This window comes from Achromobacter sp., assembly GCF_050285565.1.
GTDB lineage: Bacteria > Pseudomonadota > Gammaproteobacteria > Burkholderiales > Burkholderiaceae_B > Achromobacter.
Genome location: NZ_JBLZXG010000015.1, coordinates 36,128 through 50,633, shown reverse-complemented (window position 1 = coordinate 50,633; position 14,506 = coordinate 36,128). Strand labels below are relative to the sequence as shown.

The 14,506-nt window shown below is 65.0% G+C and carries 12 protein-coding genes; 9 read left to right on the top strand and 3 right to left on the bottom strand.

Annotated features, from left to right (window positions below; genetic code table 11):
* Window positions 1-33: 33 nt before the first annotated feature.
* Window positions 34-711 carry a response regulator gene (locus tag ACN6O8_RS25285; RefSeq protein ID WP_427993713.1) on the bottom strand — a complete coding sequence of 226 codons (678 nt, stop codon included), beginning with the start codon at window positions 709-711 and terminating at the stop codon, window positions 34-36.
* Between the two features lie 491 nt (window positions 712-1,202).
* Here ACN6O8_RS25285 and ACN6O8_RS25280 point away from each other — a divergent pair, with 491 nt between their 5' ends.
* Window positions 1,203-2,594 (top strand): ClcB-like voltage-gated chloride channel protein, encoded by a 1,392-nt coding sequence (locus tag ACN6O8_RS25280; RefSeq protein ID WP_427993712.1) that lies wholly within the window; start codon window positions 1,203-1,205, stop codon window positions 2,592-2,594.
* Window positions 2,595-2,940: 346 nt separating this feature from the next.
* Here ACN6O8_RS25280 and mnmE read toward each other — a convergent pair whose 3' ends face one another.
* On the bottom strand, window positions 2,941-4,293 hold the full coding sequence (gene mnmE, locus ACN6O8_RS25275) for a tRNA uridine-5-carboxymethylaminomethyl(34) synthesis GTPase MnmE (protein ID WP_427993711.1): 1,353 nt from the start codon (window positions 4,291-4,293) through the stop codon (window positions 2,941-2,943).
* A gap of 115 nt (window positions 4,294-4,408) precedes the next feature.
* Between mnmE and ACN6O8_RS25270 the strand changes: the two genes are divergently transcribed.
* From ACN6O8_RS25270 to ACN6O8_RS25235, 8 genes are all read left to right on the top strand, one after another.
* Window positions 4,409-5,995, top strand: coding sequence for an ABC transporter substrate-binding protein (locus ACN6O8_RS25270; protein WP_427993739.1), 1,587 nt, complete (start codon window positions 4,409-4,411; stop codon window positions 5,993-5,995).
* A 22-nt stretch (window positions 5,996-6,017) separates the two neighbouring features.
* A complete protein-coding gene (locus tag ACN6O8_RS25265; RefSeq protein WP_006389548.1) occupies window positions 6,018-6,992 on the top strand; it encodes an ABC transporter permease in 975 nt (324 codons plus the stop codon).
* Window positions 6,989-7,909 carry an ABC transporter permease gene (locus tag ACN6O8_RS25260; RefSeq protein ID WP_427993710.1) on the top strand — a complete coding sequence of 307 codons (921 nt, stop codon included), beginning with the start codon at window positions 6,989-6,991 and terminating at the stop codon, window positions 7,907-7,909. Before ACN6O8_RS25265 ends, ACN6O8_RS25260 begins: the two co-directional genes overlap by 4 nt.
* Before the next feature lie 11 nt (window positions 7,910-7,920).
* The gene (locus ACN6O8_RS25255; RefSeq protein ID WP_427993709.1) at window positions 7,921-8,916 is read left to right on the top strand and encodes an ABC transporter ATP-binding protein; all 996 of its coding nucleotides are present in this window, start codon (window positions 7,921-7,923) and stop codon (window positions 8,914-8,916) included.
* Window positions 8,913-9,929, top strand: a complete 1,017-nt coding sequence (locus ACN6O8_RS25250) for an ABC transporter ATP-binding protein (RefSeq protein WP_427993708.1) — start codon at window positions 8,913-8,915, stop codon at window positions 9,927-9,929. Before ACN6O8_RS25255 ends, ACN6O8_RS25250 begins: the two co-directional genes overlap by 4 nt.
* Before the next feature lie 118 nt (window positions 9,930-10,047).
* Complete coding sequence (locus tag ACN6O8_RS25245) at window positions 10,048-11,250, top strand: M20 aminoacylase family protein (RefSeq protein WP_427993707.1); 1,203 nt, start codon at window positions 10,048-10,050, stop codon at window positions 11,248-11,250.
* Window positions 11,251-11,474: 224 nt separating this feature from the next.
* Window positions 11,475-12,389, top strand: a complete 915-nt coding sequence (locus ACN6O8_RS25240; RefSeq protein WP_427993706.1) for a TauD/TfdA dioxygenase family protein — start codon at window positions 11,475-11,477, stop codon at window positions 12,387-12,389.
* 31 nt (window positions 12,390-12,420) lie between these two features.
* Entirely contained in the window at window positions 12,421-12,594 is a 174-nt protein-coding gene (locus ACN6O8_RS25235) for a hypothetical protein (RefSeq protein ID WP_427993705.1), read from the top strand.
* Between the two features lie 275 nt (window positions 12,595-12,869).
* Here ACN6O8_RS25235 and ACN6O8_RS25230 read toward each other — a convergent pair whose 3' ends face one another.
* On the bottom strand, window positions 12,870-14,315 hold the full coding sequence (locus ACN6O8_RS25230; protein ID WP_427993704.1) for a catalase: 1,446 nt from the start codon (window positions 14,313-14,315) through the stop codon (window positions 12,870-12,872).
* Window positions 14,316-14,506: the final 191 nt, after the last annotated feature.

The following is a 14,506-nucleotide window of genomic DNA, read 5'->3' as shown; positions in this document are numbered from 1 at the left end:
TTTTTCCTGGAAACCGGGGTTTTTTCCGGAAAACTAGTTGTCAACAGCGTTCTCCAGGCAGTAGCCCATGCCGCGCATGGTGGTGATCTGCACGCCGGTTTCCGCCAATTTCTTGCGCAGCCGGTGCACCAGCACCTCGATGGCTTCGAGGTTGATGTCAGCATCGTCCGTCACGATGCGATCGAGAATCTGCTGCTTGTTGATGGGTTCGCCGCTTTTCTGGATCAGCACGCGCAGGACCGCGTGTTCACGTGGGGATAACTGCAAAGCCTGTCCGCAGACCGTGAATTTCTGCGCGAAAGTCTCGAAAACCAGGTTTCCCAGGGTGAGCCGCGGATGTTCGCGGCCCCGGCTGCGGCGTACCAGCGCGATCAAACGCGCTTCCAACTCTTCCACAACAAACGGTTTCGGCAGGAAATCGTCCGCTCCCTCATGAAGCGTCCCGATTTTTTCGGCCAGTGAATCGCGCGCGGTCAAGACCAACACCGGCGTACGGTCGTCCCGCGCGCGGATCTTGGCCAGCAAGGTATGGCCATCCATGCCGGGAAGTCCCAGGTCGAGGATGACCGCATCGAATTCTTCGACCGCCAACCTTCTTTCGGCGATCAATCCGTCGTCAGCCCATTCGACCACGAACCCGGCGTGCCGGGCCAGGCTTCTTGAGAGCCAGCGAGCAAGTTCCGCTTCGTCTTCTATCAGAAGGATGCGCATGGACGGAGTCCGGGGGGGCGTGGCTGGGGGATAGGAGAAAGCATGTTTGTCTTTTCCCTGTATTTCTCTTTATATAAAGACTAATGATTAATAAGGCCTGTGGATAACTACCTTAACCTTGGAAACCCGTTTTTTTTCATCGACTTGCGAGCGTTTTTGGCTGTGCAAGAACTCTGTGTGGGAAAAGAGCTGAAGTTGGACAAGATTTCGGACCGGGTCCAAAACCCCTGCTTGTTCAACTCGCCTCCACACAATGTGCACAACCTGCCGCCTTAGGAGTTATCCACAGCCCTGTTCCGCCAAACCGGGCCTGGCAGCGGCACTTTTACCCCGAAAAAACGCCGGTTGCCTACCCTGGTTTTCGCCCCTTTGCGGGGCCGTAAAGGGCCCTGGAGGCGACGCCCGAATCGCCCGTGTGAGGGGTGCCGTTCCGCGCCGGTTGACGGCGGGCTGAACAAAAAGTGAGCAGATTTCCGCCGTAGAATCCGCCCATGGCACGACAACTCAGAATCAAAAAACCGGCCTGGGCGACCTGGCTGCGCGGCCGTCTGCTGGCTGACAATCTGCCCGCGACGCTGTGCGCGGCCGCCCTGATGGGACTGGCCGGCGCCCTGGCGACGGTGATTTTTCGGGAACTGCTGGGCTGGATCCAGATGCTGCTGGAAGGGGGCGATTCGCCGCACGGCATGGTGTCGCTGGCGCGCGGACTGTCCTGGTGGGAGCGTTTTCTGCTGCCGGCGGCCGGGGGCGCGATCGCCGGGCTGATCCTGCAGATCGCCAGCCGCCGCCTGCCGCCGCGCGGCGCCGCCGACTACATGGAAGCGATTGCCATCGGCCGCGGCGTCATCGGTTTTCGCCAGACCGTGGCGCGCAGCATTTCTTCTTTGTTTTCAATCGGTTCGGGAGCTTCGATCGGCCGCGAAGGGCCGATGGTGCAGTTGGCGGCGATGTTCTCGTCGCTGTCGGGCCGCTATCTGGTGCTGCCACCCCGCCATCTGCGCCTGTTGGTGGCCTGCGGCGCGACCGCCGGGATCACCGCTGCCTACAACGCGCCGATCGCCGGCGCCCTGTTCATCTCCGAAATCGTCTACGGCGCCATTTCGTCGGCCACGCTGGTGCCGCTGGTGGTGTCTTCGGTGGTAGCCAATATCGTCACCCGCCAGATCCTGCACTACGACGCGGTGTTCCATATGCCGCCGTTCGAATTCGTGTCGGGTTGGGAGGTCGCCAATTATCTGGGACTGGGTCTGATCGCCGGGTTGCTGGCGCCACAGTTCCTGCGGTTTCTCGACGCGAGCAAGAGCTTGTTCCGCCGCCTGTCGCTGCCGCTGTGGGCCAGGATGGCGCTCGGTGGAATGGTGGTCGGGGCGCTGTCGGTGTTCAAACCCGAGGTCTGGGGCAATGGCTATAGCGTGGTCAACAGCATGTTGCACACCGAATGGGCCTGGCAGGCGGTGGCGGCGATCCTGTTGTTCAAGATCGTGGCCACCGGCGCCAGCGTCGGCTCCGGCGCGATCGGCGGCGTGTTCACGCCGACTTTGTTCGTGGGCGCGGCGGTCGGCGCCTTGTACGGATCCGGGCTGCACGCTTTGTTTCCCGCTGGCGATCTGTCGGCGGTGTCGAGCTACGCGGTGGTGGGCATGGGCGCCTTGCTCGCGGCCACGACGCACGCGCCGCTGATGTCGATATTGATGATCTTCGAGATGACGCTGAGCTATGAGGTGATGCTGCCGCTGATGCTGGCCTGCATCAGCGGTTTCGTGATCGCGCAACGCATTCGGCCGGCATCGGTATACGCGAAATCTCTGGCCAGCAATCGCCTCGCGCGCGAGACGCTGAAAGCGGCGCCAGTGGGGTCGGCTGGCAAGTCGGAAAACGCCTGATTGAAGCTATTTTTGAATAAAAATCCCTTGAAAAATAGGGGTGAGCAAAAGCTCGCATATTTTAGAGGGCTTCCCTTTTTGCGTGACGGATAGGGGGCGGTGAAGGGTCGGGTTGGCTGGCCTGAAAGGCAGGATGGCCGGCTCGATTTTCAGCTGGAAAATCATCGTGGCATTGAGCGGATGTTTATAACGCGAGCAATTGCTCACTTATGTGCGACGTATCCATCGCCCAAGGTGGCGGCGCACGAAAATGCCGTGAACGTCCAGCTTGCCGCGGTGGCGCGCGTCGACACGGCTCCGCCCTTGCGCGGGCCCGATGCGCCCGCGGTCGCTGCCACGCCTGGCCTCACTTCCCAATACAGAAACTGGAGAAGATCTCGCCCAGCAAGTCGTCGCTGGTGAATTTCCCGGTGATGCTCGACAGGCTGTCATGCGCCAGCCGCAGTTCTTCGGCGAACAGATCCAGCACGCGGTCGTCCTGTTCGGCGTGTTCGGCCGCCAGCGCCAGGTGTTCGGCGGCGTCCTGCAGCGCGCGCAGGTGGCGCTCGCGTGCCAGCCAGGGCGATTCGGCGCCGGGATTCCAGCCGGCGATCCGCAGCAGCTCGGCGCGCAGCGCGTCCAGGCCGGCGCCGCGCTTGGCGGAGATGCCGAGTTCACCGGGGCCGGCGGCAAAGGCTGTGGATAACAGATCCACCTTGTTGAAAACCTTCAGCACCGGCGTGCGCGGCGGCAGGCGCGCGGTGATCTGCGCGTCGAGCTCATCGCCAGGCTGGGTGGCGTCCTGCAGGTGCAGGATGACGTCGGCGCGTTCGATTTCCTGCCAACTGCGGGCGATGCCGATGCTTTCCACGGTGTCGTCGGTCTCGCGCAGGCCGGCGGTGTCGACGATGTGCAGGGGCACCCCGTCAATATGGATCTGCTGCACCACTTTGTCGCGCGTGGTGCCGGCGATGGGCGTGACGATGGCGATGTCATCGCCGGCCAGCGCGTTCAGCAGGCTCGACTTGCCGACGTTGGGCTGGCCGGCCAGCACCACGTGCAGGCCTTCGCGCAGGATCACGCCCTGGCGCGCCTGGGCGATGAGATGATCGAGGTCCGCGGCCAGTTTTTCCAGCGTGGGGCGCGCCTGGTATTTCTCGAGGAAGTCGATTTCCTCTTCGGGGAAATCGAGGGTGGCCTCGACCAGCATGCGCAGGTGGATGATGCGGTCGGACAGATCATTGACGCGGGCCGAGAAGTCGCCCGACAGCGAGGCCATGGCGCCGCGCGCGGCGGCCACCGAGGACGCTTCGATCAGGTCGGCGACAGCTTCGGCCTGCGCCAGGTCCATGCGGTCGTTGAGAAAGGCGCGGCGGGTGAATTCGCCCGGCTCGGCCAGCCGCAGGCCGAGGTCGCGGCCCGCTGCCAGGCAGCTATCGAGCACGCGGCGCAGCACCGCGGGACCGCCGTGGCCCTGCAGCTCGAGCACGTCTTCGCCGGTGTAGGAATGCGGTCCCTTGAAGTACAGCGCGATGCCTTCGTCAAGCAGTTCGCCGTCGACCGCCTTGAACGGCAGGTAGTGCGCATGGCGCGGGGTGAGGTCGCGCTGGAACAGGCGACGCACCAATTCGGACAGGTCCGCACCAGAAACGCGCACCACGCCGATGCCACCTCTTCCGGGGGCGGTTGCAATGGCGGCGATGGGGGCGTGGACGGACATATCGGGGACAACGCGAGGCAAGGACAATAGGGGAATATAACTGTTGCGCGGGGCCTTGTTTGCTGGTTAAGGTGCGCCAGAGGTTTAAAACCCGAAACATCCCTGGGAGATCATGATGGCATCTCGGTTTTCGCGTGTGTTGGCCTGTGGTTCGGTGGCGGTTCTGCTGGCCTTCGGCACCCTCAATTCGGCGCTGGCGCGCGACCTGGTGATCGGGCTCAAGACCGAACCATCGTCGATGGATCCGCAATATCACGCGCTGACGCCGAACACCCAGATATCCCAGACCATCTTCGACACGCTGGTGGCCACCGACGCACAGCTCAAGCCGGTGCCGTCGCTGGCCGAATCCTGGACTGTCGACGGCAAGGTGTGGACCTTCAAGCTGCGGCCCGGGGTCAAGTTCTCCGATGGTTCGCCATTCACGGCCGAAGATGTGGTCTTCACCTACGACCGCGTGCCGAAGGTACCGAACAGCCCGTCGCCCTTCACGCTGTACCTGGGCTCGGTGGCCAAGGCCGAGGCGGTCGATCCGTTGACCTTGCGCATCACCACCAAGGAAGTGGCGCCGAACCTGCTGGTGAACCTGGCGCAATTGCCCATCATGTCGAAGAAGGCCGCCTCCGGCCCGGCGGCCGAGGGCAAGACCACCACCGAACTGAACAGCGGCGACGGCCTGATCGGCACCGGCCCGTACAAGTTCGTTTCCTGGAAGCGCGGCGCTGAATTCGTGTTGGCGCGCAATGACAATTACTGGGGCAAGAAGCCCACCTGGGACAAGGTCATCTACCGCCCGATCAGCAACGCCGCGGCGCGCGTGGCCGCGCTGCTGGCCGGTGACGTCGACATGATCGAGGATCCCCCGACCGATGACCTGCCCAAGCTCAAGGGCGACAAGAAGCTCTACGTCGAAGAGACACCGTCGGTGCGCGTGGTGTACGTGGCGCTGGACCAGTACGCCGAGCCGTCGCCGGGCATTCAGGGCACCGAAAAGAACCCGCTCAAGGACAAGCGCGTGCGCGAGGCGCTGTCGCTGGCGATCAACCGCGACGCGCTGGTCGAACGTGTGATGGGCGGCGTGGCGCTGCCCGCGGGCAACCTGCTGCCCTACCCCATGTTCGGCTCGAGCAAGGAGCATTCCAAGGCGCCCAAGGCCGATGTGGAAAAGGCCAAGGCGTTGTTGAAGGAAGCCGGCTATCCCAATGGCTTCTCGATCACGCTGGGCGCGCCCTCGGGCCGCTACGTCAACGACTCCAAGGTGGCGCAGGCCATCGCCTCGATGTGGACGCGCGTGGGCGTCAAGACCAGCGTCGATGCGATGGCGCCGCCGGTGTTCTTCAAGAACCGCGACAGTTATGCGTTCTCGGCCTACCTGGCCGGTTGGTCGGTGACCAGTGGCGAGATGTCGAACGCGCTGACCTCGCTGCTGGTGACGCGCAATCCCGAAGCGGGCCTGGGCACCACCAACCGCAGCCGCTATTCCAACCCGAAGATGGACGAACTGGTGAAGGAAGCCTCGGCCACCATGGATGACGCCAAGCGCGCCGAGCTGCTGTCCAAGGCCAGCAACATCGCCATGGACGACTATGCGATGCTGCCTGTGCATTTCGAGCTGTCGGTGTGGGCGATGAAGAACGACATCCGCTATCAGGGCCGTCCCGACCAGGTCACGCTGGCGCAGTTCGCAACGCTGAAGAAGTGACGCGATTCGCGGGCGGTATCCAGTGCTAGCGACAATCGTACGAAGACTGCTGCAAACCATCGTCGTCATGCTGGTCATGTCGGCGCTGGTCTTCGCCGGCATCTACATGGTCGGCGATCCGGTGTCGATGCTGGCCAGTCCGGAGGCCACCGAAGCGCAGCGCGCGGCCATCCGCGCCTCGCTGGGCCTGGACCTGCCGCTGTGGCGGCAGTACCTGATCTTCATGGGCCAGGCGGTGCGCGGCGATTTCGGCAACAGCTTCCTGACCGGCGAACCGGCCATGCGTTTGATCCTGGAGCGCATGCCGGCCACCGTCGAACTGGCCTGTGTGGCCATGCTGCTGTCGGTGCTGATCGGCGTGCCGCTGGGCATCATTGCCGGCCTCAAGCCCAAGGCGGCGGGCTCGCGCGCCATCATGACCGGATCGGTGCTGGGCTTCTCGCTGCCCAACTTCTGGGTCGGCCTGATGCTCATCATGGTGTTCGCGGTGATGCTGGGCTGGGTGCCGGCCGGCGGCCGCGGCCAGACGGTCAGCATCGGTTCGCTGCAACTGAGCGTGCTGACGCTGGATGGCTGGTTGAGCCTGGCGCTGCCGGCGGCCACCATCGCCTTCGCCAAGTGCGCCATGATCATCCGCGTGACGCGCGCCGCCACGCGCGAGGCGCTGCCGATGGACTACATCAAGTTCGCGCGCGCCAAGGGCCTGTCGGAAAAGCGCGTGCTGGGCGTGCACCTGCTCAAGAACATCCTGATCCCCGTGGTGACGGTGGCCGGCCTGGAGTTCGGTCAGGTGATGGCGTTCGCGGTGGTGACCGAGACGGTGTTCTCGTGGCCCGGCATGGGCAAGCTGCTGATCGATTCCATCATCAACCTGGACCGGCCGGTGGTGGTGGCGTACCTGCTGCTGATTGTGTTCTTCCTTGTAATGCTGAACCTCGTGGTGGACATCATCTATACGGTGCTCGATCCCCGCGTACGCCTGGATAGCCGCCGATGACCGCCCCCGCGACCGCCACCGCGCCGACCGCCGCCGCCAAGGAACAGACGCCGTGGCGCCGTTTCCTGGGCGATTTCTTCGCCAGCAAGCTGGCCACGCTGGGCCTGGTGATGCTGGTGCTGATCGTCGGCGCCGCGCTGCTGGCGCCGTGGATCGCGCCGCAGAATCCGTATGACCTGGCGTCGCTCGACATCATGGATTCCAAGCTCAAGCCGGGCAGCGAAAGCGGCGATGGCGCCATCCACTACTGGCTCGGCACCGACGGCCAGGCGCGGGATCTGCTGTCGGCCATTCTGTATGGCATGCGCACCAGCCTCTTGGTGGCCACGGTGTCGGTGCTGGCGGCGTTCGGCATCGGCGCCACGGTGGGGCTGATCGCGGCGTACTTCGGCGGCCGCATCGATGCCCTGCTGATGCGCATTGTGGATATCCAGTTGTCGTTTCCGGCGATTCTGGTGGCGCTGATGCTGCTGGCGATCCTGGGCAAGGGTGTGGATAAGGTGATCATTGCGCTGATCGTGGTGCAGTGGGCCTATTTCGCCCGCGCCGCGCGCGGCGCCGCGCTGGTCGAGCGCGGCAAGGAATACGTCGAGGCGGCGCGCTGCATGTCGCTGTCGTGGGGGCGGGTGCTGTTTCGCCACGTGCTGCCCAACTGCATGCCGCCGCTGATCGTGATCGCCACCATCGACCTGGCGCATGCCATCGCGCTGGAGGCCACGCTGTCGTTCCTGGGAGTGGGCGTGCCGGTGACCGAGCCGTCGCTGGGCATGCTGATCTACAACGGCTTCGAGTACCTGCTGTCGGGGCAGTACTGGATTTCGTTCTTCCCCGGCATCGCGCTGGCGCTGGCCATCATCGCCATCAACCTGGTGGGCGACCACTTGCGCGATGTGCTCAACCCGCGCCACGCGAATTGAGGGCGGACGCGATGCAGACGCAAGCTGTGGAAAAGTCGCCGGTGCTCGATGTGCGGGGCTTGAAGACGCATTTCTTCACCCGCAATGGGGTGGTGAAGGCGGTCGATGGCGTCGACCTGACCCTGGCCGAGGGCGAGATCCTGGGCCTGGTCGGGGAATCCGGGTCGGGCAAGAGCATTACCGGCTTTTCGTTGATGGGCCTGTTGGACGAGCCCGGCCGCATCGTCGAGGGCGAGTTGCGCCTGAACGGCGAAGACCTGCGCGGCGCCTCGCCAGCGCGCTGGCGGCAGTTGCGCGGCCAGGAGATCGCCATGATCTTCCAGGACCCGATGATGACGCTGAATCCGGTGCTGCGCGTCGATACGCAGATGATCGAGGCGGTGCGGGCGCACCACAAGGTATCGCGCGACCAGGCGCGTGCACGCGCGTTGCAGACGCTGACGATGGTCGGCATCCCCTCGCCGCAGGAACGCCTGCGTACCTATCCCCATCAGTTGTCCGGCGGTATGCGGCAGCGCGTGGCGATCGCGATCGCGCTGCTGAATTCCCCGCGCGTCATCATTGCCGACGAACCCACCACGGCGCTGGACGTGACCATCCAGGGGCAGATCCTGTTCGAAGTGCAGAAGCTGTGCCGCGAGACCGGCACCGGCCTGGTGTGGATCACCCACGACCTGGCGGTGGTGGCGGGCCTGGCCGACCGCGTGTCGGTGATGTATGCCGGCCGCGTGGTCGAGACCGGCAGCACGCGCGACGTCATCAGCCATCCGATGCATCCGTACACGCACGGCCTGATCGCCTCGATCCCCACGCCGCAATCGCGTGGCCGGCCGCTGGTACCGATTCCCGGCATGACGCCGTCGCTGCTGAATCTGCCGCAGGGCTGTGCGTTCCGCGGGCGTTGCCCGCGCGCCACCGACGCCTGTCTGGTCGAACCGCAGCCTGTGCAAGTGCGCCCATCGCAATGGGTGCGCTGCTGGCATGCCGGCGCGCCGGAGGTCCAATGAACGCCGCCGATCACAACGCCGCCCCCATCCTGTCGCTGCGCGGCGTGGAGCTGCGCTTCACGCAACACGTGGACCTGGCCGGCCGCATCGCCAACCTGCTGGGCGCGGGCCTGAAGACCCAGGTGGTGCACGCCGTGGCCGGCGTGTACCTGGACGTGCAGCCGGGCGAAGTCATCGGCATCGTCGGCGAATCGGGCTGCGGCAAGTCGACGCTGGGCCGCATTGTCTCGGGCATCCTGCCGCCTTCTTCCGGCGAGGTGCGCTACCAGGGGCAGGCCGTGAAGGCCATGGCGCCGCCGCAGCGGCGCGCCTACGAGCTGGGCGTGCAGATGATCTTCCAGGATCCCTACGCCTCGCTCAACCCGCGCATGCGGGTGCGCGAGATCATCGGCGAGGCGCCGGTGGCGCATGGCCTGATCCGCGCGCGCGACAAGGCCGAGTACGTGGCCGGCCTGATGCGCCAGGTGGGGCTGGACCCGGCCTTCGCACAGCGTTATCCGCACCAGTTCTCGGGCGGCCAGCGCCAGCGTATCGGCATCGCGCGGGCCCTGGCGCTGAAACCCTCGGTGATCGTATGCGACGAGGCCGTGGCGGCGTTGGACGTGTCGATCCAGGCGCAGGTGCTGAACCTGTTCGAGACGTTGCGCGACGAGCTGGATCTGACGTATCTGTTCATCAGTCATAACCTCAGCGTGGTCAGCCACATCTCCGACCGCGTGGCCATCATGTATCTGGGCCGCGTGGTCGAGCTGGCGCCGACCGAGACCGTGTTCCAACGCGCCAACCATCCGTACACGCAGGCCCTGCTCAAGGAACTGCCAACGCTGACACCGGGGCGCCGCAGCTACCAGCCGATCAAGGGCGAGCTGCCGTCGCCGCTGGACCCGCCGGGCGGCTGCGCCTTCCATCCGCGTTGTCCACAGGCCATGCCGCGCTGCAAGACCGAGCGGCCGCTGCTGCGCGAGGTGGCGCCGATGCAGTTCAGTGCCTGCCACCTGAACGACGCGGCCTGACGGCAATCCGTAACAACACTGGACGCGGCCGGCGACGGGCGCGAGAATTTCCCGATAGTCTGTCATACGACATCCGTTCTCTTCTTTTCGCCCCTATTCCATCCGTCTATCCATCGCCATGAAAACCCTAGCCGAAATCGAACGCGCCCACGGTGAACTGACCGAACTGCGCCGTGACATCCACGCCCATCCCGAGCTGGCCTTCCAGGAAACGCGCACGTCCAATCTGGTGGCCGAGCGCCTGCGCCAATGGGGGCTGGAGGTCCACACGGGCCTGGGAAAAACCGGCGTGGTCGGCATTCTGCGCGCCGGCAGCGGCGGCAAGACCATCGGCCTGCGCGCCGACATGGACGCGCTGCCGATGCCCGAGCACAATCGCTTCGCGCACAAGTCCACCATCAGCGGCCGCATGCACGGCTGCGGCCACGACGGCCACACCACGATGCTGCTGGGCGCGGCGCAGTACCTGTCCACGCATCGCGATTTCGACGGCACCGTGGTGTTCATCTTCCAGCCGGCCGAGGAAGGCGGCAACGCCGGCGCGCGCGCCATGATGCAGGACGGCCTGTTCGACAGATTCCCCTGTGACGCGGTGTTCGGCATCCACAACATGCCGGGCATGCCGGTCAACCAGTTCGGTTTTCGCGCCGGCCCCACCATGGCGTCCAGCAACCGCTGGGACATCGTCATCAAGGGCGTGGGCGGCCACGCCGCGCAGCCGCACGCGTCGGTCGATCCGATCATCGTCGCGGCCGACATGGTGCATGCGCTGCAGACGGTGATTTCGCGCAGCAAGAATCCGCTGGAGCAGGCGGTGTTGTCGATCACGCAGATCCACGCCGGCGACGCCTACAACGTGATTCCCGGCGAAGCGGTGCTGCGCGGCACGGTGCGCACCTATTCGGTCGAGGTGCTCGACAAGATCGAGCAAGACATGCGCCGCATTGCCACCACGCTGCCGCAGGTCTATGGCGGCACCGGCACGCTGGATTTCGTGCGCGCCTATCCGCCGCTGGTGAACTGGGAAAAGGAAACCGCGTTCGCCGCGCAAGTGGCCGAAGATACCTTCGGCGCCGAGAACGTGGTGCGCGACATGCCGCCCTTCATGGGGGCCGAGGATTTCTCGTTCTTCCTGGAGTCGGTGCCGGGCGCCTACCTGTTCCTGGGCAACGGCGACGGCGACCATCGCATGGAAACCTATCACGGCATGGGCCCGTGCCAACTGCACAACCCGAACTACGACTTCAACGATGCGTTGTTGCCGGTGGGCGCGACGTATTGGGTCAAGCTAGTCGAGGCCTACCTGCCCAAGCAGAAGTAACGCGCCACGGCGTTTCAGGCATTGCGGCGATATGCTGATGCGCGATGCCGCGACAAACCGCCCGGTTCCCCGGGCGGTGTTTCTATATGACGCCAGGCTTTGTTCAAACGCCGATAACTTCGTTTGAGATATCGGGCGCGCTTTCCATAATCGGTCATTCCTGATCCGCCGGTGGGCGGATCGCAGCGCCGGCGGCCATGCCGCCACGCCAACCGGAGTGACCGATGTCCCAGAGCAACGCCGTGCGGCGTGAAGAGGCCGTCCCCGTTTCGCCGCCGCCCCTGGCGCAGGCGTTCGAGCTGCGGCGGTTGCCGGGCCCCGTGGGCGCGGAGATCGTTGGCCTGGACCTGGGCCGCGAACTGGCGCCGGCCGATTTCAAGCGCGTGCACCAGGCGCACCTGGATCATCACCTGCTGGTGTTCCGCCAGCAGCGCATCACGCCGCAGCAGCACATCGATTTCAGCCGCCGTTTCGGCCGCCTGATGATCCACGTGCTGCACCAGTTCCACCTGGCCAACCACCCCGAGATCCTGATCGTCTCCAACATCATCGAGAACGGCAGGCCGGTCGGCCTGGGCGATGCCGGCAAGTATTGGCATTCGGACATCTCGTACAAGGAACTGCCCAGCCTGGGGTCGCTGTTGCACGCGCAGGAATTGCCGGCGCAAGGCGGCGATACGCTGTTCGCCAACATGCACCTGGCCTACGACACCCTGCCCGCCGCGCTGCGCAACGCCGTCGAAGGCAAGCGCGCGGTGCATTCGTACCTGGCCAAGTACGGCCAGTTGCAAAAGGAAGGCAACTGGCGCCCCGACCTGAGCGCGCAACAGGTGGCGCAGGTGCAGGCGGTGTCGCATCCGGTGGTGCGCACCCACCCTGAGAACGGCCGCCGCGCGCTGTTCGTGAGCGAGGGCTTCACCACCCATATCGAAGGCTTGCCGGAGGACGAAAGCCGGCAATTGCTGGACGAGCTGTTCGCGCACAGCGTGCGGCCCGAGCACATCTACCGCCACCGCTGGCAGCCGCACGACCTGGTGTTCTGGGACAACCGCTCGCTGATCCACCTGGCGGGCGGCACGCCCGACCACCTGCGCCGCAAGCTGTACCGCACCACCATCGAGGGCGACGCGCCGTTCTAGGCCGACCCGCGACGTGTCCACAAGGATCCCCATGCAACTGTCCCCTGATTTGCGCGAACGACTGGTTCGTACCGCCACCGCCGCTGGCGTGGCGTTGGCGTTGGCCCTGGTCGCCCTGGCTTCGCCCACGCCCGCGGTGGCCGCCGATGGCGCGTCCACCCCTCTCGCGCCACTCTCGCCCTCTGCGACCGCCCGCCACGGCTGACCGATCCGCGCCGGCCTATGGATGCTCCAGGGGGGCGGCGATCCCCAACGCCTGTGGATTTCCTGTGGGTTTCCTGTGAATGAGCTGTGGATGAATGGGGATAACTTTTTTCGGCCCAGTTGTGGAAAAGTCGCTTGCGGCGGTTTTCGGAGCGAAACGCCGGCGTGAAACGCGGACGCCGGGCCGAAAACCGTGAACGCCGGCAACAAAACGGGCGGCCCGCAGGCCGCCCGAGGTGTGTTGCGCGGCGTGGCGGCCGCGCGCGGATGTCGTGTTTACAACTTCAGGCCCAATGCCTTGGCCACGCCCGCCGCATAGGCCGGATCGGCCTTGCGGAAGTGCTCCAACTGGCGGCGCTGGATTTCCTCGGGCACGCCGGCCATGTGGCGGCCGATGTTGCCGAACAGCAGTTCCTGCTGCGCCGGCGTCATCAGGCGGAACAAGGCGCCCGGCTGCGAGTAGTAGTCGTCGTCGACGCGGTGGTTCCAGCGCGCGGCGGCCTGACCGTCCAGCGGCAGCGGCGGTTCGCCGGCTGACGGGGTTTCCTTCCACTCGCCGGCGCTGTTGGGCTCGTAGTTGAGCGTGCCGCCGGCGTTGCCGTCCACGCGCGCCGCGCCATCGCGGTGGAAGCTGTGGAACGGGCAGCGCGGCGCGTTCACCGGAATCTGGTGATGGTTGATGCCCAGGCGGTAGCGGTGCGTGTCCCCATAAGAGAACAGCCGGCCCTGCAGCATCTTGTCCGGCGAGAAATCGATGCCGGGCACGACGTTGGCGGGCGTGAAGGCGGCCTGCTCGACCTCGGCGAAGTAGTTCTCCGGGTTCTTGTTCAGTTCCAGCACGCCGACTTCGATCAGCGGGTAATCGCCGTGCGGCCACACCTTGGTCAGGTCGAACGGGTTGATGTGATAGGTCTCGGCCTCGGCCGCGGGCATGATCTGCACCTTCAGCGTCCACTTCGGGAAATTGCCGCGCTCGATGTTCTCGAACAGATCGCGCTGCGAGCTTTCACGGTCATGGGCCACCACTTGCGCCGCTTCCTCGTCAGTGAGACAGGCGATGCCCTGCTGCGACTTGAAGTGGAACTTCACGTAGAAGCGTTCACCGCCGGCGTTGACGAAGCTGAAGGTGTGCGAGCCGAAGCCATGCTGCTGGCGCAGGTTGGCCGGGATGCCGCGGTCGCTCATCAGAATGGTGACCTGGTGCAGCGATTCGGGGCTGAGCGACCAGAAATCCCAGGCCGCGGTGGCGCTGCGCAGGTTGGTTTTCGGATCGCGTTTCTGGGTGTGGATGAAGTCGGGGAACTTGAGCGGGTCGCGGATGAAGAACACCGGGGTGTTGTTGCCCACCAGATCCCAGTTGCCTTCGTCGGTGTAGAACTTGATGGCGAAGCCGCGCACGTCACGCTCGGCGTCGGCTGCGCCGCGTTCGCCCGCCACGGTCGAGAAGCGCAGGAACAGCGGGGTCTGCTTGCCGACCTTGGAGAAGATGCTGGCGCGGGTGTATTTGGTGATGTCGTGGGTGACGGTGAAGGTGCCATAGGCGCCCGAGCCCTTGGCGTGCACCACGCGTTCGGGGATGCGTTCGCGGTCGAAATGGGCCAGCTTTTCTATCAGCCAGAAGTCCTGCAACAGCGCCGGGCCGCGCGGGCCGGCGGTCAGGGTGTTGTTGTTGTCGGCCACCGGGGCGCCCGAGGCGGTGGTCAGATGCTTCTTGTCGGTCATGGCACACTCCCTACGTAATTCCTGGAATGCGCGGCGCCGAGGCCGCGCAAGGTGATCGGATACCGTCCCGGGACATTGCCGGCCGGGAGATATCTCCGACACATCATAGGGGTCATTGTTTGCAGTGTGAAGTTGATTGATTAACCAAATTCGATTGAAAATAACTATAACGAACGCAACTTGAGCCGCAT

Excerpts from the sequence above, each read along its gene's own strand:
- ACN6O8_RS25285 (WP_427993713.1), bottom strand. The coding sequence starts at position 711 with ATGCGCATCCTTCTGATAGAAGACGAAGCGGAACTTGCTCGCTGGCTC.
- ACN6O8_RS25280 (WP_427993712.1), top strand. The coding sequence starts at position 1,203 with ATGGCACGACAACTCAGAATCAAAAAACCGGCCTGGGCGACCTGGCTG.
- mnmE (WP_427993711.1), bottom strand. The coding sequence starts at position 4,293 with ATGTCCGTCCACGCCCCCATCGCCGCCATTGCAACCGCCCCCGGAAGA.
- ACN6O8_RS25270 (WP_427993739.1), top strand. The coding sequence starts at position 4,409 with ATGGCATCTCGGTTTTCGCGTGTGTTGGCCTGTGGTTCGGTGGCGGTT.
- ACN6O8_RS25260 (WP_427993710.1), top strand. The coding sequence starts at position 6,989 with ATGACCGCCCCCGCGACCGCCACCGCGCCGACCGCCGCCGCCAAGGAA.
- ACN6O8_RS25255 (WP_427993709.1), top strand. The coding sequence starts at position 7,921 with ATGCAGACGCAAGCTGTGGAAAAGTCGCCGGTGCTCGATGTGCGGGGC.
- ACN6O8_RS25250 (WP_427993708.1), top strand. The coding sequence starts at position 8,913 with ATGAACGCCGCCGATCACAACGCCGCCCCCATCCTGTCGCTGCGCGGC.
- ACN6O8_RS25245 (WP_427993707.1), top strand. The coding sequence starts at position 10,048 with ATGAAAACCCTAGCCGAAATCGAACGCGCCCACGGTGAACTGACCGAA.
- ACN6O8_RS25240 (WP_427993706.1), top strand. The coding sequence starts at position 11,475 with ATGTCCCAGAGCAACGCCGTGCGGCGTGAAGAGGCCGTCCCCGTTTCG.
- ACN6O8_RS25235 (WP_427993705.1), top strand. The coding sequence starts at position 12,421 with ATGCAACTGTCCCCTGATTTGCGCGAACGACTGGTTCGTACCGCCACC.
- ACN6O8_RS25230 (WP_427993704.1), bottom strand. The coding sequence starts at position 14,315 with ATGACCGACAAGAAGCATCTGACCACCGCCTCGGGCGCCCCGGTGGCC.